This is a genomic window from Metabacillus idriensis, assembly GCF_050483325.1.
GTDB classification, from domain to species: Bacteria; Bacillota; Bacilli; order Bacillales; family Bacillaceae; genus Bacillus_P; species Bacillus_P idriensis_A.
Genome location: NZ_JBCMYF010000008.1, coordinates 88261 through 106373, shown reverse-complemented (window position 1 = coordinate 106373; position 18113 = coordinate 88261). Strand labels below are relative to the sequence as shown.

20 protein-coding genes are annotated in these 18113 nt (G+C 40.6%); all 20 read right to left on the bottom strand.

Features of this window, described 5'->3' with window-relative positions; genetic code table 11:
* Positions 1-99 precede the first annotated feature (99 nt).
* The 20 genes from tsf to fliM all read right to left on the bottom strand — a co-directional run bounded on the left by tsf (position 100) and on the right by fliM (position 18078).
* Positions 100-981 carry a translation elongation factor Ts gene (tsf, locus tag ABEQ24_RS05355; protein WP_430005803.1) on the bottom strand — a complete coding sequence of 294 codons (882 nt, stop codon included), beginning with the start codon at positions 979-981 and terminating at the stop codon, positions 100-102.
* A gap of 166 nt (positions 982-1147) precedes the next feature.
* Positions 1148-1846: a 30S ribosomal protein S2 gene (rpsB, locus tag ABEQ24_RS05350; protein WP_223442384.1), complete on the bottom strand. Its 699-nt coding sequence runs from the start codon at positions 1844-1846 to the stop codon at positions 1148-1150.
* Between the two features lie 152 nt (positions 1847-1998).
* Positions 1999-2472: a DUF6115 domain-containing protein gene (locus ABEQ24_RS05345; RefSeq protein WP_430005802.1), complete on the bottom strand. Its 474-nt coding sequence runs from the start codon at positions 2470-2472 to the stop codon at positions 1999-2001.
* Between the two features lie 42 nt (positions 2473-2514).
* Complete coding sequence (locus tag ABEQ24_RS05340; protein ID WP_430005986.1) at positions 2515-3282, bottom strand: FliA/WhiG family RNA polymerase sigma factor; 768 nt, start codon at positions 3280-3282, stop codon at positions 2515-2517.
* Between the two features lie 48 nt (positions 3283-3330).
* The gene (locus ABEQ24_RS05335; protein WP_430005801.1) at positions 3331-3828 is read right to left on the bottom strand and encodes a chemotaxis protein CheD; all 498 of its coding nucleotides are present in this window, start codon (positions 3826-3828) and stop codon (positions 3331-3333) included.
* A gap of 4 nt (positions 3829-3832) precedes the next feature.
* Positions 3833-4462 (bottom strand): chemotaxis protein CheC, encoded by a 630-nt coding sequence (locus tag ABEQ24_RS05330; RefSeq protein WP_430005800.1) that lies wholly within the window; start codon positions 4460-4462, stop codon positions 3833-3835.
* An 11-nt stretch (positions 4463-4473) separates the two neighbouring features.
* Positions 4474-4935 (bottom strand): chemotaxis protein CheW, encoded by a 462-nt coding sequence (locus ABEQ24_RS05325; RefSeq protein ID WP_430005799.1) that lies wholly within the window; start codon positions 4933-4935, stop codon positions 4474-4476.
* A 27-nt stretch (positions 4936-4962) separates the two neighbouring features.
* Positions 4963-6963, bottom strand: coding sequence for a chemotaxis protein CheW (locus ABEQ24_RS05320; RefSeq protein ID WP_430005798.1), 2001 nt, complete (start codon positions 6961-6963; stop codon positions 4963-4965).
* Between the two features lie 15 nt (positions 6964-6978).
* Positions 6979-8025, bottom strand: coding sequence for a protein-glutamate methylesterase/protein-glutamine glutaminase (locus ABEQ24_RS05315; protein WP_430005797.1), 1047 nt, complete (start codon positions 8023-8025; stop codon positions 6979-6981).
* Positions 8026-8028: 3 nt separating this feature from the next.
* Entirely contained in the window at positions 8029-8907 is an 879-nt protein-coding gene (locus ABEQ24_RS05310; protein WP_430005796.1) for a MinD/ParA family protein, read from the bottom strand.
* Complete coding sequence (gene flhF / locus ABEQ24_RS05305; RefSeq protein ID WP_430005795.1) at positions 8907-10007, bottom strand: flagellar biosynthesis protein FlhF; 1101 nt, start codon at positions 10005-10007, stop codon at positions 8907-8909. The genes ABEQ24_RS05310 and flhF overlap by 1 nt, the downstream gene beginning before the upstream one ends.
* Positions 10004-12037: a flagellar biosynthesis protein FlhA gene (flhA, locus tag ABEQ24_RS05300; RefSeq protein ID WP_430005794.1), complete on the bottom strand. Its 2034-nt coding sequence runs from the start codon at positions 12035-12037 to the stop codon at positions 10004-10006. The genes flhF and flhA overlap by 4 nt, the downstream gene beginning before the upstream one ends.
* A gap of 42 nt (positions 12038-12079) precedes the next feature.
* The gene (gene flhB / locus ABEQ24_RS05295) at positions 12080-13162 is read right to left on the bottom strand and encodes a flagellar biosynthesis protein FlhB (RefSeq protein ID WP_430005793.1); all 1083 of its coding nucleotides are present in this window, start codon (positions 13160-13162) and stop codon (positions 12080-12082) included.
* A gap of 1 nt (position 13163) precedes the next feature.
* Complete coding sequence (gene fliR, locus ABEQ24_RS05290; RefSeq protein ID WP_430005792.1) at positions 13164-13937, bottom strand: flagellar biosynthetic protein FliR; 774 nt, start codon at positions 13935-13937, stop codon at positions 13164-13166.
* Between the two features lie 3 nt (positions 13938-13940).
* Positions 13941-14210: a flagellar biosynthesis protein FliQ gene (gene fliQ, locus ABEQ24_RS05285; protein WP_430005791.1), complete on the bottom strand. Its 270-nt coding sequence runs from the start codon at positions 14208-14210 to the stop codon at positions 13941-13943.
* A gap of 16 nt (positions 14211-14226) precedes the next feature.
* Complete coding sequence (gene fliP / locus ABEQ24_RS05280) at positions 14227-14892, bottom strand: flagellar type III secretion system pore protein FliP (RefSeq protein WP_430005790.1); 666 nt, start codon at positions 14890-14892, stop codon at positions 14227-14229.
* Entirely contained in the window at positions 14889-15545 is a 657-nt protein-coding gene (gene fliO / locus ABEQ24_RS05275) for a flagellar biosynthetic protein FliO (protein WP_430005985.1), read from the bottom strand. Before fliO ends, fliP begins: the two co-directional genes overlap by 4 nt.
* A 21-nt stretch (positions 15546-15566) precedes the next feature.
* Positions 15567-15929 (bottom strand): response regulator, encoded by a 363-nt coding sequence (locus ABEQ24_RS05270; protein ID WP_070877260.1) that lies wholly within the window; start codon positions 15927-15929, stop codon positions 15567-15569.
* A 21-nt stretch (positions 15930-15950) separates the two neighbouring features.
* The gene (fliY, locus tag ABEQ24_RS05265) at positions 15951-17075 is read right to left on the bottom strand and encodes a flagellar motor switch phosphatase FliY (RefSeq protein WP_430005984.1); all 1125 of its coding nucleotides are present in this window, start codon (positions 17073-17075) and stop codon (positions 15951-15953) included.
* Between the two features lie 4 nt (positions 17076-17079).
* Complete coding sequence (fliM, locus tag ABEQ24_RS05260) at positions 17080-18078, bottom strand: flagellar motor switch protein FliM (RefSeq protein ID WP_430005789.1); 999 nt, start codon at positions 18076-18078, stop codon at positions 17080-17082.
* Positions 18079-18113 lie beyond the last annotated feature (35 nt).

Sequence of the window (18113 nt, the reverse complement as noted above, 5' to 3'; positions counted from 1 at the left end):
TTTAAAAAGAGGGAACACAGATGTGTGTTCCCTGTCTTTCATTTACTCATTTCTGTCTTCTGCTAAAGCTGTTGCTTTTAGCAGGCGGAACAGACTTGATTATTTTTTGACTTGGTTCATAACTTCTTCAGCGAAATTATCCTGGCGTTTTTCAATGCCTTCGCCAACTTCGTAGCGAGTAAAGCTCTTCACTGAAGCGCCTTTAGATTCTACGAATTGTTTAACTTTTAAATCAGGGTTTTTAACGAAGCTTTGCTCAAGAAGGCAAATGTCTTCGAAGAATTTGCCAAGACGGCCTTCTACCATTTTCTCAACGATATTAGCAGGCTTGCCTTCGTTTAGAGCTTGCTGAGATAATACTTCGCGCTCGCGAGTTACTTCTTCTTCGCTAACAGCGTCGCGTCCGATATATTTAGGGTTAACTGCAGCAACATGCATAGCAACATCTTTTGCAGTTTCTTCTTCAGTAGTTCCTTCAAGAACAGTTAATACAGCAATGCGTCCGCCCATGTGCAGGTAAGCACCAAATGCGTCGCTGTCTGTTTTTGTTACAATTTCAAAGCGGCGAAGCGTGATTTTCTCGCCGATTTTTGCGATTGCAGCATTAATGAAATCAGCAACTGATGAACCGTTGTCCATTGTTTGAGTCATAGCTTCATCAAGGTTTGCAGGTTTTTTAGCAAGCAAATGAGTTGCAAGTGCATCAAGAAGTTCTTTGAAGCCTTCGTTTTTAGCTACGAAGTCAGTTTCTGAGTTTACTTCAAGGATAACAGCTTCGTTGCCTTCTGACTTAACAAGTGCTAAGCCTTCTGCAGCAACGCGGTCTGCTTTTTTAGATGCAGAAGCGATTCCTTTTTCACGAAGGAAGTCGATTGCTTTTTCCATGTCACCGTTTGTTTCTGTTAAAGCTTTTTTGCAGTCCATCATGCCTGCACCAGTTTTTTCGCGAAGTTCTTTTACCATTTGAGCAGTAATTGCCATGAGAGTTTTCCTCCTTATTATGTGGCCGTTTTCGGCGTTATGTATTGTTTTCATTCATAAATGAATGCTGTTTGCTTCAATATTAAAGGTCGCCCCCTTCAGTGTAAGGGAGCCTCTTTAAAAAAGGTGATAAAAGGCATTCCCCTCTTATCACCTTTCAACCTAATTAAGCAGTTGTTTCTTCACCTTGTTTTGTTTCAAGAATTGCATCAGCAATTTTAGAAGTTAAAAGCTTAACTGCACGGATAGCATCATCGTTTGCAGGGATAACGTAATCAATTTCATCTGGATCACAGTTCGTATCAACGATACCAACGATCGGAATGTTTAATTTACGAGCTTCAGCAACTGCAATACGCTCTTTGCGAGGGTCAATGATGAACAATGCATCAGGAAGACCTTTCATGTCTTTGATTCCGCCTAAGAATTTTTCAAGACGCTCAAGCTCTTTGTTAAGCTGAACAACTTCTTTCTTAGGTAGTACTTCGAAAGTGCCGTCTTCTTGCATTCTTTCGATGTCTTTAAGACGTTTGATGCGCTTTTGAATTGTTTCAAAGTTTGTTAACGTTCCGCCTAACCAGCGTTGGTTAACGAAGTACATGCCTGAACGCTCAGCTTCTTCTTTAACAGAATCTTGAGCTTGTTTTTTTGTACCAACGAAAAGAATAGTACCGCCGTTTGCAGCAAGTTCTTTCGTGAATTGGTAAGCTTCTTCAACCTTTTTAACTGTTTTTTGAAGGTCGATGATGTAGATGCCGTTACGCTCTGTGAAGATGTAACGTTTCATTTTAGGGTTCCAGCGGCGTGTTTGATGACCGAAGTGAACACCTGCTTCAAGTAGTTGCTTCATTGAAATGACTGACATTGTATTTCCTCCTAAATGGTTTTTGCTCCTCCGCACATATCATCTTTAGGCAAAACTGTTATAAACAGCACCATTGCCCAAATCTATGGCGTGTGTATTAACACCAAAAATTAATATATCATAAGGATTGATCATAAGCAAGCAAATATCGACTAGTTTTGACGGAATTTAAGCAAAAGCTCAACTTCTGTTTTCCCTTTATTTAATTTTTTCGCTATTTCCTCAGAAGATAACCCTTGTTGAAACAGGGAAATAATCTTTTTCTCTTCTGATTCCGGCTGGACTTTTTCAATCGGGTCTGATAACTCCAGCTGATCTTCATGGGCTATACGGACAACCGGAAATTCCGGTTCTTCGGGTTCTGTCACTGGTTTATGCGGATGAGAGCTGTTTCTACCTATATTTATATCTGTCTGCTTGGCCATTTTAATTCCGGCTATCAGTTTTTCATTCTCTTCCTTAAATTCAATCATATAAGCTGCAAGCGACTGCTCTGCTTCTTCAAGGATGGCTGCTTGCTTTTCTTCTGATTGTTTAACTGATTGATATTTTAAGTATAAAAGGGCAATAAAATAAAACCCTGCAGCATGGAGAATCATGCTGATGATTAATAAAACGACAGTCATATAGTTTGTTCACTCACTTGTTTTAAGACTTATGCTGATTCATTATTGAATCATTTTTTCAAGTAAATTTCTTAATTTGAACAGTGCTTTCGAGTGGATTTGGGAAATGCGCGATGTCGAAAGCCCCATTACTTGTCCGATTTCTGTAAGCGTCAGTTCTTCTTTATAAAATAAACTGACTACAAGCTGTTCTTTTTCAGAGAGGCCGGTGATGACTTCACTTAATTGCATGATCAGCTCATCCTTCACGATTTTTTCTTCGGGAGAAATCGACTTCTCGTCTCTAAGAACCATTTTCGAATGATGCTCCTGTTCATCCTGATCGTGATTTTGGTCGTCTATTGAAAGAACATTTGCAAAGAAACCTTCATTCATTATGTGGGTTACTTCATCTTCTGACATTTCAAGGTCCTTTGCAACTTCGCTTGGCATCACGTTCCGCAAATACTTTTGCTCAAGACGCTCTATGCTCGCATCCACTTTTTTAGCTTTTTCCCTTGCACTTCGCGGCAGCCAGTCTTCTTTTCTGAGACCGTCTAAAATGGCGCCTCTTATCCGGAAAGAAGCATACGTTTCAAACTTTAGATCTCTTTTGTAATCAAATTTTTCAAGAGCGTCATATAACCCGATCATTCCGATGCTCTTTAAATCCTCTTTATTTACTGATTTTGGCAGACTTACTGAGATGCGCTGCACATGGTAGCTTACAAGCGGCATGTATCTCTTAATCAGCGCATCGCACGCATCATTGTCGCGGCAGTGAATCCATTTGTCCCAATGCTCTTGTTCTTCGATTTTTGCTGCTTGTATCATTTTTCTCCCCTTCAGATTTGTGATTTTTAATTTCTGGTGTGTTTTTTATATCGTTTTAGATCCTTGATTGACCGTTCTAATATGCATCATGCAGGTAGCGGGATCGAATTCGATTGTTCTTCCGCTGCTTCCCCCTACATCCATGCTGACAACGGGAATGTGCAATTGATGAAGCTGTTTGAGTATAGCTTCAACATTTCTTGGACCGATGCGCATCATGCTGTTTTCAGAATGAAATTGAAACATTTGCGCACCTCCTGCAAGTTTTGCTTTTAACAATCCTTTGCGTCCTCCGCATGAAATAACATGTCTGATAAGTTCTTTGACTGCGGTATCTGCATACTTTGAAGGATTTTGCACTCCTGACTTGGCGAGTGCTGAATCAGGAAGCATGACATGAACCAGACCTGCTATTTTTCTGAATTCATCATAAAGTACAAGCCCGACACAAGAACCAAGGCCGGATGTGCGAATCCACTTTGGCGGTTCTACAACATCTTTTTCAGCTATTCCGACTTTTACAATCTCCACTATTTGAGTCATGCTGTTATACCCCTATTGATTTGAAGAGTTTATCAAAAGAGTCCGGGTCCGGCATCAGGAAAAAATGGCCTTGAATCACTTCTGTGCTCTCACCGCCGAATTCTTGGATAGCTGTGTCAATAACAATGGCGTAATCGCTCACATGCGAAACTTCGATCAGTCCATGTGTAATGACGGCTGCGAACATATCAATAGAAAGGCCTGGAACAGATGGATACAGGCTGAGACCTGTAAAGTCAGACAATGCAGTCAAATATGACCCTGTCACAATATTACCGAGCTCTTTGAGGGCAGAAGTTCCAATTTCTTCTTGTTCAATATTTTCTATGTTAAACCCTGGATCCTTAGTCAAATTCCTGATAAACCTTTCGGCCTGTTCAATTGATAAGATAAAATACATGGAACCCGGCAGATCCCCCTCAATTCTAAAGTAAAGGCTGGCCACTGCCATTTCCGGCCCGCCTAAACGTTCTGTCAGCTCATTAAATGAAAGCAGGCTGACATCAGGAATCTTTATTTCAATTCTTTTATTCAAAAGAGCCGAAAGTGCTGTAGCCGAATGACCGGCTCCTATATTTCCCGCTTCTTTTAAAATATCCAAATGCATTGCTGTAAGCTGATTAAAATCATTCATAAATAAGAACCTTAAGATTGAAGAGCAAACGTTTTGTCTGCTGTCATCACTTTATTCAAATCAAGAAGAATAATCAGGCGTCTGCCGATTTTAGCAATACCTTCTACATACTCTGCCTCTACTGCACCGACAACCTCAGGAGCAGGTTCCACTTCATCCATTGCCAAATCGATGACATCATTAGCAGCATCGACGATCAACCCGACCTCAAATTGATCTAATGAAGCAACAATGATCCTGGTACTGTCTGTAAATGGCTTCTGCTCGAGATGAAATCTTGTCCGCAGATCAATAATCGGCGTGACAATCCCTCTTAAATTGATAACACCTTTAACAAAAGGCTCTGTCCCGGGAACACGTGTAAAGGTCTGTATTTTTTCAATAGAGCGCACTTTATCGACTGAAATTCCGTATTCTTCGTGATTTAATTGAAAAACAATCATTTTCATCTGTTTTTTGATTGTATCCGTCATTTCTACATCCCCTATTCGATAACTAAACTATTTGATAAGAGCATTGCAATCTATGATTAAAGCTACTTGTCCATCGCCAAGTATCGTTGCACCTGATACAGCAAAAACAGAGTGAAGGTACTGACCCAGTGACTTTAGAACAATTTCCTGCTGGCCAATAAATGAACTCACTGTCAATGCAGCCGTTTTATCTCCTTTTTTTACAATAACAATAGCAAGATGTGAATCTTCTTCGTTTTCAGCCGGAACTTCAAATACTTCTGAAAGGGAGATAAGCGGTACAATTCTGCCTCTGAAGTCAATGACTTTCTGATTATGTGCACTCATCACTTCATCTTTGCTGATCACGGCCGTTTCAATGATTGAAGATATCGGAATAGCAAATGTTTCATTCGAAAGTTTGACAAGCATCACAGAAATGATAGACAGTGTGAGGGGAAGCTGGATGGAAAATAAAGAACCAGCACCTTCTTTTGAATCGATTGAAATTGAGCCTCCAAGAGCTTCAATGGTATTCTTGACCACATCAAGCCCAACACCTCTTCCGGATATGTCTGATATCGTTTCTGCCGTAGAAAACCCGGAAGAGAAAATCAATTCATATACCTGCTTATCAGAAAGTGTCTCAGCCATTTTTTCTGATACAATTGCTCTGTCAATCGCTTTCTTTAACACTCTTTCTCTGCTGATGCCATTTCCGTCATCTTCAATTTCAATGAAGACATAGTTTCCGCTGTGATAAGCCCTGAGGACAACTTTGCCTTCTTCTGGCTTTCCGTGCTTAAGCCGTGTTTCAGGCGATTCAATTCCATGATCAATTGCATTTCTTAAAAGATGTACGAGCGGATCTCCGATTTCGTCAATAACAGTCCTGTCAAGCTCCGTTTCAGCACCGTTAATTTCAAGATTTATTTTTTTATTTAAGTCTTTAGCAAGCTGCCTGATCATGCGGGGAAAACGGTTGAAAACAGTTTCAACAGGTACCATTCTCATGTTCAGGATAATTGTTTGAAGATCTCCTGATATTCGCGACATATGCTCCACTGTTTCATGCAGCTCGTTATTTTTCAGCTGCTTTGAGATTTGCTCAAGCCTTCCTCTGTCAATCACAAGTTCTTCAAAAAGATTCATGAGACTGTCAAGCCTGTCAATATTCACGCGGATCGTTTTTGAGCTTGCTTGTACGGCAGCTTTAGATACAGCTGCTTCATCTTTTGCAGCTGTCTGTTCGGAATTTGCAGCACTTTCATCAGATTGAGCAGGTTCTTTTTCTATCAATCTTTCATCCATCGAAAGCGGAGAAATTTCAACAGATTGAATTTCAGAAACCTTCATAATTTGTCTTTCGATTTCATTTGCAGATTCCTTAGTAACAAAAGCAAGCTGAAATTGCTGATCAAATTTTTCTTCTTCAAGCAAATCAACTGAAGGAACAGATTTTATGACTTCTCCGAGCTTTTCAGCTATTTCAAAAACCATAAAAACACGCGCTGCTTTCAAGAGACAATCATCTCTTAATTTAATCGTCAATTCATATGTATGAAAGCCTTGCTCTTTAGACTGCTGAAGGACTGTCCGTTCAAAATCATCAAATTCTTTCATGGCTGTGAGGGCTGTTGCTTCAACTGCATGTTCCATTTTCTCAGATTCACCCGTTTCAATCTTTTTCAGCTTGGCAATCACGTTGTTGACATCTTTTTTTCCGTCTCCGCCTTCAGCAATGGATAAAACCATTTCTTCAAGGTCATCAACGGCCTGAAAGACCGCATCAAGAAGGACATCGGATACTTGCAGTTTTTCATTGCGGATGGCATCGAGCACGTTTTCCATTTGGTGGGTTAAATTAGCTAAATCACTGTAGCCCATCGTTGCACTCATGCCTTTTAATGTGTGGGCTGAACGGAAAATTTCATTAACAATCAATAAATCTGCAGGATTTTTTTCCAGCTCCAGCAGCTTTTCATTACAAGACTGCAAATGTTCTTTACTTTCTTCAATGAAGACCTCTAAGTATTGACTCATATCCATTTAAGTTTACTCCCCTTAGCCTCGAATAAATTTCATAATAGAAGCAGCAATATTCTGTACATCTAAAACTTCATCAATTGCTTTTGTCTGAAAAGCGTTCTTCGGCATTCCAAAAACAATCGACGTTTTTTCAGATTCTGAGATGGCATGCAGATCTCCTGACTGCTTTAATTTCTTTAATCCTTCTGTTCCGTCTGCCCCCATGCCTGTCATAATAACAGCCACTTTATGAATATTTTGAAGCATGCTTATTGATTCAAACATTGTATCAACAGAGGGTCTGTGGCCGCTCCGCGGATTTTCTTTATCAAGCCTGATGACCATCCGGTTTTTATCCCCTGCAATCTTCATATGAAATCCGCCTGGCGCAATATAGGCTGTTCCATTTAATGCAAGCTCGCCATCTTCAGCTTCTTTTACATTTATGGCTGAAAGAGCATGCAGTCTTGCAGCTAAAGAAGAAGTAAACCCTTCTGGCATATGCTGTACAATAAAAACTGGAGCTTCAAGATCTGCCGGCAACCTTGGCAAGACCTGCTGAAGAGCTCTTGGGCCTCCTGTGGAAGTTCCGATGCAGACGAGATGTTTAGTGTACCTTTGCACGCAAGTCTTCTTATTTGATTGGATGGGTTCAATTCTTATAGAACTGATTTTTTTAACCCCTGAACGGCTTGCCGTCTTTACTTTTTGAATTAATTCCTGTTTTACTTTATGGAGGTCAAGAGAGATCGCTCCCGAAGGTTTTGCGATAAAATCTATCGCGCCAAGCTGCAGGGACTGAATCGTATGATCTGCCCCTTCTTTTGTGGTGCTGGACAGCATAATCACAGGTTTTGGGGAATCCTCCATGATCTGTTTTAATATCTGCAGACCGTTTTGGCCAGGCATTTCGATATCTAGCGTAATAACATCAGGATCCAATTGGCTGATTTTTGACAGGGCATCTTGCCCATTGCGCGCTGCAGCCACCACTTCTATAAAGCCGCTTTCTTCTAAAAAATCGGTGATCAGCTTCCTCATAAAGGCAGAGTCGTCTACCACCAGAACCCGAATCTTTGTCATTTATTATCTGCCTCCTCTGAAGAATTGCGACATTTTTAAGAGAAACGAAGCAGGTTTTGGCTGAATTTCCGAATCCTTTTTCCCCCGGTCCAAAAAAGAAGCAGCAATCTCATGCAGCGCCCTGCTTGCGGCGCTTTTGGGAAATAGTATAGTAAATGGCATCTGTCTGGTTACAGCCTGTGAAACAAAACCATCATCCGGCATCCATCCTGCATATGACGAATTCATACCTAGAAACTGTTCAATTGCAGCCTGCATCCTCAAAGATGTCTGATGTGCAGCTTTTGCATGATCAGCCCTGTTTACTACAATGGAAATCGGGATGCTTTTATCATGCATGCTTATTTGCTTGATGGCTGAATAGGCATCCGTAATTGAAGTTGGTTCAGGTGTTGTAAGGATAAACAGCTCATCAGCTGACAAAACAAATTTCAAGCTTTCCTCTGTCATACCGGCACCCATATCAAAAATGATGTAATCGTATCTGTTAAACAGCGCTTCAAGCTTAGCCGAGAAAGAATCGAACTGAGGTTTTTCCATTTTGAATAAATAAGACAATCCTGTTCCCCCGCATATATAATCAAATCCTCCGGGACCTGAATGTATCAGTTCTTCCAGCTCCTTTTTCAGATTAAAAAAATCTAAGATTGTTGAAGAGCTGGATTGCCCAATAAGAATGTCAATGTTCCCATATCCAATATCCAGATCAATAACAAGCACACGTTTTCCCTTTTCTGCTAACCTGACAGCGAAATTAATGGTGAAATTTGATTTGCCGACTCCGCCTTTTCCGCTGATGACCGCAATGGATTTAGCCTCATTCTTATTCAGTTGCTGATTCAATTGCTGTAAATGCTGCCTTAACTGCTCTGCCTGATCCATTACCTCAAAATCTCTTTCGCTGTCAGTCTTGCGGTAGCCGTCAAGATATCATCCGGAACGTTCTGACCGTTCGTCATATAAGCAGCACCTTTTTCAGCAGACAGGATAAAATCATACATCGCTCCCCTTGAATTCGTTTCATCAAGCTTTGTAAAGATAATCTTATCAATTTGAATGGAAGAGAAATTCTCATAGATTTCAAGCATGTCAGTTAATTTAGAAGTAACTGAAAGCACGAGGAATGTTTCCACTTCTTCGGTAAAATCAATCAGCTTTTCTAAATCTGATACAAGCTGCCGGTTCCTGAAATTTCTTCCGGCAGTATCAATAAAAACCATATCCATTTCTTTGAATTTTTCTTTAGCGTTCTGAAAGTCTTCAAGTGAATAACAGACCTCAACCGGTGCATTAAATATTTTGGCGTACGTTTTGATCTGTTCGATTGCTGCAATTCTGTATGTATCCGTTGTGATAAAGGCAATTTTCTTTTGATTTTCAAGCATACTTTCAGCTGCGAGCTTTGCAAGTGTAGTTGTTTTTCCGACCCCTGTTGGACCGACAACATTTATATATTTTTTTTGATAAGAGATTCCTCCAAACGACAGGTGTCCCATCTTTTTCTCTATTACCTTAACTGCTTCTGCATGTAATTCAGATGGTGATGGCTCTTCCGGGTCACCCATGAAGGTTGAAAGGATGTCATTTCTGCCTTCAGAACCTATTTCTTTTTCTTGAAGAAATTGATTGAGCTTTATCAGCTGAGGCGGAAGATTCTTTTGCTGTTCATTCATATTTATGGATTTGACTAGTTTTTTCAGTTCAAGAACCTCTGACATCAGGGAATGCTCATGATTCATCTCATATGCCGCTTTCTCTGCAGGCTCATCTTGTACATATCCGGTTTTCAAATGGTTTTTATGAATCAGCGGATCCGGATCGTGCCCGGCAATCACTTCTATCTTTTTTTTCGTAAAAAGACCAAAGATTCCACCGGTATGAACGACCTTTGAGTTTAGAATCACGGCATCATGACCGAGTTCACTTTTGATTTTTTTCATCGCTTCCTGCATATTCGGAGCTATATATTTCTTTACTTTCATGCGATATTCACCACCCCGACACTTTGAACTTCCACATTGGCCTCAAGCTCATTATAGGAGAGCACAGGCAGCTGAGGAAAATAGCGGTCTATTAATTGTCTTACATACATCCTTACAGCTGGCGAACACAGAAGGATCGGCGACTGCTCCTGCAAGGCTAATTGTTCGATCTCTTTTGCAATAGATTCAATAATAGCTTGTGAGATGTCCGGTTCAATTGACAGGTAATTTCCATGCTCTGTTTGCTGCACACCTTCTGCAACAGCTTTTTCGACCCTTCCTGAAAGAGTCACTACTTTTAGGGTTTCACCAGATGAATACTGGCTTGTAATTTGTTTTGCTAATGCCTGTCTGACGTATTCTCCCAATAATTCTGTATCTGACGTCATTTTTCCATAATCAGCCAAAGATTCAAAAATCACCGGCAAATTCCGAATCGACACTTTCTCTTTTAATAGCTTTGCAAGCACTTTTTGAATGTCACCGATTGAAAGCGGAGATGGTGTGACCTCTTCTGAGAGAATCGGATAGGACTCTTTCAAATGGTCAATAAGCTGTTTCGTCTCCTGACGCCCAAGAAGCTCATGTGCATGCTGTTTTATCGTTTCAGTAATATGCGTTGATACAACTGACGGAGGATCAACGACGGTATAGCCGAACATTTCAGCCGCATCCTTGTTTTCTTCATTAATCCATTTAGCCGGAAGCCCAAACGCAGGCTCGATTGTATCAATCCCATCAATGGAATCATCTTCAATTCCAGGAGCCATTGCCAAATAATGATCCAGAAGAACCTCCCCTTTTGCGACTTCATTTCCTTTTAGCTTCAGCCTGTATTCGTTGGGCTGAAGCTGGATGTTGTCACGTATTCGCACAACTGGAATAACAAGTCCAAGTTCAATTGCAAGCTGCCTCCTGATCATCACGATCCGGTCAAGCAGATCACCTCCCTGATTCGTGTCCGCAAGCGGAATCAGACCATAACCAAATTCAAATTCAATGGGATCCACATTCAGCAGCTGTACGACACTCTCAGGTGTTTTCATTTCATCAATCTCAACTTCCTCTTCCACTTCTTCTTCCAATTTAAGCTGATCCTGATTTGATTTAGAAATAAAATAGCCTCCGAAACCAAATGCAGACGCAATCGGCACTGTAACAAATAAACCAATCGGTGTGAAAATTCCGAGCAGGAGTATCGTTCCCGCTGCGACATACATCATTTTCGGATAAGCAAACAATTGACTTGTAATATCTGTACCTAAATTGCCGTCAGAAGCAGCTCGTGTCACAACGATGCCGGTTGCGGTTGAAATAAGCAGGGCAGGTATTTGACTGACAATACCGTCACCAACTGTAAGCATTGTAAAGTGAGCAGCAGCATCTCCAAAACCCATGCCAAGCTGCATCATTCCAATAATGATTCCAAAAATCATATTGATAATCACAATGATGATCCCAGCAATCGCATCTCCCTTTACAAACTTGCTCGCTCCATCCATGGCACCGTAGAAATCTGCTTCTCTGGACACTTTTTCACGGCGTGTCCGGGCCTGCTGCTCAGAAATGACGCCTGCATTTAAATCAGCATCAATGCTCATCTGTTTTCCGGGCATCGCATCAAGAGTAAATCTTGCCGCAACTTCAGACACCCTTTCTGATCCTTTTGTGATAACCACAAACTGAATGATAATCAGGATAAGAAAGACAACAAATCCCACTAATACATTTCCGCCTACTACGAACGTTCCAAACGTTTCAACTACACCGCCTGCTTCTCCATGAGAGAGAATTGCACGTGTAGTAGAAACATTCAACCCAAGACGAAAAAGAGTAAGCAGCAGCAATAAGGATGGAAAAATGGCAAAATCAAGCGGCTCCCTCATATTCATTGAAGTTAAAAGAACGAGCAGGGCAAGGGTAATATTCATCATGATCAAGAGGCTCAGCAGCCATGTTGGAAACGGGATAATCAGCATTGCAACAATCAATATTACACTTAATAAAACAGATAAATCTCGAGCTTGCATGGTTAACCTCTCTTTCAAACAGAAGCAATATCCTATAAAACTTTACATCTTATTTTTCAGCTGATAGACATAAGCCAATATTTCTGCAATGGCTTTAAAAAACTCTTCAGGCACCGCTTTTCCGATTTCAACTTGATCGTAAAGCGCTCTAGCTAAAGGCCGATTTTCAACCATTGTCACTTCATTTGCTTTTGCCGTCTCTTTGATTTTTTGAGCAACAAAATCGACTCCTTTAGCGACAACGAACGGTGCATCCATTTTGTCTTCGTCATATTTTAAGGCGATAGCAAAGTGCGTTGGATTTGTAATGACCACATCTGCATTCGGCACTTCCTGCATCATGCGCCTTGCAGCCATTTCTCTTTGCTTTTGTTTTATGCGGGATTTTATTAAAGGATCTCCCTCTGACTTTTTATATTCATCTTTAAGATCCTGCTTTGACATGCGGATGTTCTTTTCAAAATCGAATTTTTGATAAAAATAGTCAAGCAGCGAGAGAAACAATAGAGCAATGGAAGCGAACAAACCCATTTGGAAGGTTAGTTTTGCAATGAAGATGAATGCTTTTTCTACTGATAATTTTGAAAGAGACAGAATTTCCGCCATCTGAAACCAGATGACAGAAAAGGTTACAGCTCCGACAAAAGATATTTTCAATATTGATTTAAGCAGTTCAACAATCGCCCTCAGAGAGTAAATTCGTTTGAAGCCTTGAATTGGATTAATTTTCTCAAGCTTCATCTGTATAGCTTCCGTTGAAAATAAAAAACCGACCTGCATGTAGTTTCCTGCGATTCCTGCAACTAATGCAACTCCCATAACGGGAGCACTTATATAGGCTGATTCAATGACCATTTCAACCATCAGCTCATGAACATTTTTTTCTGTCAGATTCATTAAAATCGTCTCCTGCAAAGACGCATTCATCATTGTCATGATCCGTTCAAACATGAAAGGCCCGATAAACAGCAAAGATAAAAAAATGGCCAGCAGACTGATTGCCGTATTTACATCTGCACTTTTTGCAACCTGTCCTTTTTTTCTGACATCATCACGTTTTCGCGGTGTAGCCTTTTCTGTTTTTTCACCTGAGAAGAACTGCAGATCAAGTTTAAGAAATTCCATTTCATGCTCCTCCGATTAATTCCATTAAACTCCGCATCGTATAAATCATCGTACTAAACACATCCTTGATGAGCATAAACATCGTTCCCATTACCAATATGAGCATAATAAAGCTCACGCCAATTTTCAGCGGCAGTCCTACAACAAAAATGTTCAGCTGAGGCACTGTGCGTGCAACAATTCCAAGTGCAAGATCCACGAGGAACAGCGATGCCACTATAGGAAAGGACATTTGAAAAGCGATCAAAAACATCGAGCTAAACGATTTGGTGATCATTTTGGCGATATTCCCATCTCCAAAAGGAAAAGCAGAACCCTCAAGCGGAATGTATTGGAAACTGTAAAAAACACCGTCCAGCAACAGATGATGGGCGTTTACACTCAGCATGAAAAGCAAGGCTAATATATTCAGGAATTGACCAATAAGCGGACTTTGCGCTCCTGTTTGCGGATCGATAATATTAGCAATGGCAAAACCCATTTGAAAATCAATCAAGCTTCCTGCCAGTTGAACAGCAGCCATCATAAGATAGGCAGAAAAACCGATGAAAAGTCCGATCATGACTTCTTTTACTGCAAGGAGAATAAATGCTCCGCTAAGTTCCAACGGTTCCGGGTTTATTGCAGTAAATACAATAAGAGATAGAAAAAAAGAAATACCGATTTTATGCGCGGACGGAATTGTGCGATATGAAAAGAGCGGCAGTGTGACAAAAAAGGCACTCACTCTCGCAAATATAAGCAAAAATGCCGGAAAATTTTCAATTACATACATGCTTTAACCTACAAATCTATTAAGATTGCCGAAAATATCCTGTGCATACGAGATGATGATCGACAGCATCCAAGGGCCGAAAAAGACGAGCCCGATCAGCACTCCCACAATTTTAGGAACGAACGCAAGCGTCTGCTCCTGAATTTGGGTTGTTGCCTGAAAAACACTGACAACTAATCCAATGATCAGGGCGATCGCCAATAGAGGACCGCATATGATCAACGTTGTATAAATCGCCTTTTCAGCAATCGAAATGACAAATTCTGAACTCATTTATTTAATCTCCTACTCAGAAACTTTGAAGAAGTGATTTCACGACCAAATACCATCCATCTACAAGGACAAACAGCAGAATTTTAAATGGCAGTGAGATCATCACAGGCGGCAGCATCATCATTCCCATTGACATCAAAATACTTGCAACGACCATGTCGATGACTAAGAATGGGATAAAGATCATAAAACCTATTTGAAAAGCCGTTTTTATTTCACTGATGGCAAACGCAGGGACAAGTGCTGTAAGAGGAATATCTGCTACAGATTCAGGCTTGTCCATCTTTGCGTATTCAAGAAACAAAGCTAAATCCTTTTGCCTTGTATGCTTGCTCATAAATTCCTTCAAGGGAAAAGCAGCTTTCTCATAAGCTTCCTCGAGGCCGATTTCTTCATTAAATAGTGGCGTCAGAGCCTGCTTATTTATCTCTGAAAAAGTCGGGGCCATAATGAAAAATGTCAGAAACAAGGCAATCCCGATCAGAACCTGGTTCGGCGGCATCTGCTGCGTAGCAAGCGACGTTCTGACAAATGACAGGACAATAATGATTCTTGTAAAACATGTCATTAAGATTAAGATGCTTGGTGCTAGAGAAAGGACAGTCAGCAGCAGCAGCAGCTTGATGGACGTGCTGACATTTTCTGCATCACTATTGCTGAAAATTTCCACAAATTCATTCATTTTGTGTCATCCTTTCCAGCTAAATCCTCCAAGCTGCTTCGTCTTTCTTTTTTTAATTGTTCAAGCTGTTCTTTAAAGGAAAATGATTGTCCATCCGCCATCCCATTATTTTTATGACGGAACAACGGTGCTGACACGTTTTTAAGCCAGTCTTTTGTGTCGATTGCAGCAGCAAACCTCTGCTGATGCTCTTCTGTAATTTCCCTGTATTCATCTTCATCGTCAATCTCTTTTAACAGCTGAACAGAATCTGAGACACCTACTACAAGGATTTTTTTCCCTACTTTTATTAATTGAATCGACCGATTTTGTCCGACATTTGTCCCGCCAAGGTTTTCAATAAACTTTGAAGAAGAAGTGAATTTGTTTCGTTTACTCACAAATTTCAAAAGTATGTAAATCAAAACTAGGATAAATGCAGTTGCCAGGATCATCTTAATGAAATCCCATGCTGTTACAGATGTGTCAGCAGCCTGGTATTCTGCATCCGATGTCCCGCTGTTTTTTTCACTCTTGCCGTCAGTCTTTTTTTCATCTGACCCGACCCAGTCTGCCACAGATTCAGCCCCCTGCTCCGCATGAACTGCGGAATGACTAAGCGGATGCAGGAAGATTAGAAGAATCACAGCTATTGGTATCCATTTTATTTTCACTTGCAAGTGGAAAGACTCCTTTTAGCTTAATGTTTTATTTATAGCTTCAAGCACTCTGTCTGCCTGAAAGGGCTTCACGATAAAATCTTTTGCACCCGCTTGAATCGCATCAATAACCATAGCCTGCTGTCCCATTGCAGAACACATGATGACTTTAGCGTGAGCGTTGATTTTTTTTATTTCTTTAAGGGCGGTAATGCCATCCATCTCCGGCATTGTGATATCCATTGTGATTAAATCCGGAAAATGCTCTTTATATTTCTCTACGGCTTGTGCACCGTCAGCTGCTTCTGCTACGACATCAAATCCATTTTTTGTTAAGATATCTTTAATCATCATTCTCATAAATGCTGCATCGTCCACGATCATTATTTTATGTGCCATTCCAGTCACTCCCATGATTGATTACTTTAATTTATTTAAACGCTCAGACTGACTTAATATATCCGTCACCCGCACGCCGAAATTCTCTTCTATTACTACGACTTCCCCTTGAGCGACGATTTTATTGTTGATTAGAATATCAACTGGTTCGCCTGCCAGTTTATCCAATTCAATAATGGAACCGGATGATAATTCCAGGATTTCTTTCACTGAACGCTTCGTGCGGCCAAGTTCAACCGTTACCTGAAGCGGGATATCCAGCAGCATATCAAGATTTTTCATTTCACTTTGATACATTGGAACAGATTCGAAAGAAGAAAATTCTGCCGGCTTAACATCAACTGGAGGTCTCTCTATTCTTTGCTGAACCGGTTGAGCAGGGTGAGCCGCATTACTGCGCTGTTTTTCTGAATAAGCAGGTGCAGGTGCGGGGTCTGGCCGAACTTCTTTTTCTATAGCTTCAACTGTCGCTGCTTGCTGCTGTGGGTTCATCAGCTCTTCAACAAGATCTTTTCCAAATTGCAGAGGCAGCAGCTGCATAATCTCAGAATCTATCAAAAGTCCCACTTTGAGCCTGAACGCAACTTTTAAAAATAGATCTTCTTTTGGAAATGCTCCTGTTCCTTCTCCTTCTTTTATATCTAAAAGCTCTATAGATGGAGGAGAGATATCTACTTTTTTGTTGAAAATCGTAGACATTGAAGTTGCGGCTGAGCCCATCATTTGATTCATTGCTTCCTGAACAGCACTGATCATGATGTCATCCAATGATGAATCGTTTATCTCCCCGTTGCCGCCTATCATTAAGTCCGCGATAATTGCTGCATCACTTTGCTTAATGACCAGTAAATTACTTCCTATAAATCCTTCAGTATAATTCACTTCTATCGCAACATAAGGATGTGGAAACTCATCAGATATTCTTTGCCTTTGAACAACCGAAACAGTTGGAGTTGTAATTTCCACTTTTTGCTGAAGCAAGGTAGAAAGCGCAGTTGCAGAACTGCCAAACGAAATATTGCCAATTTCTCCAATTGCATCTTTTTCCATATCATCTAAATAATCTTTTGTCTCTATCGTAAATTCTTCTGCATCATTTGAATCTGTACCCTTTAAAAGAGCATCAATTTCATCCTGAGATAACATCCCATTACTCACCTTCTTCGCGCCCCCTCTGATAATGGCCGATTACTTGCACTGCAGCTTTTCTTTTTAGTTTACCCGGCTGACCATAAAATTTAGGTTTATCCCCAATTTTAATAACCAAAGGCTGATCAATGGCTGTTTCCAGCTGTATAACATCTCCTGCTTGAATGTCTAAAAATTCTTGAATCGTGATCTCTGATATTCCCAGTTCTGCAGTAATTTTAAGTTCTGCTGAATGAATTTTCCTCTCCAAAGCTTCAACTTCATTTGGCTTCGGTTCTTTTCTTTCCGACTGCATCCAAAAGTGAACACTCAGACGAGGAATAATCGGCTCTAAAATGACATGAGGAATACAGAGATTTATCATGCCGCTGATTTCACCGATCTGTGTATTCAGCGATATGACAACCACCGTTTCATTCGGGGAAACCATCTGCAGGAACTGCGGATTGACTTCCAGATTGTTCATGACCGGGTTTATATCATAGATGGAACTCCATGCCTCTTTGTAATTATCAAGTGATTTTTCAAACAGGTTTGACATAATTCTGCTTTCAATTTCCGTTAATTGATCCGATTTGCTTAATCCCGTTCCAAGACCGCCCATCAGTCTGTCCATCATGGCATAAGCAATATTCGGATTGACTTCCATTAAAATCCGCCCATTTAAAGGACGTACTTCAAATACATTAAGCACTGTCATCTTTGGAATCGAGCGGATAAACTCTTCATAAGGGAGCTGATCTACAGATCCAACGCTGATTTGCACATAAGTTCTCAGCTGAGCTGAAAAATAGGTAGTTAGCAGCCTTGCAAAATTCTCATGTATCCGTGTTAAACTTCTAATTTGATCTTTTGAAAACCTGAGTGCCCTTTTAAAATCGTAAACTTTCACTTTTCGCTCGGTCTCTTCTTTTTTTAATTCATCAGCATCCATTTCACCTGACGAGATTGCAGAAAGCAAAGCATCGATTTCATTTTGAGACAGTATTTCAGTTGACATGCATTCACACCTCCTGCGCATGGGATTTATGCCAA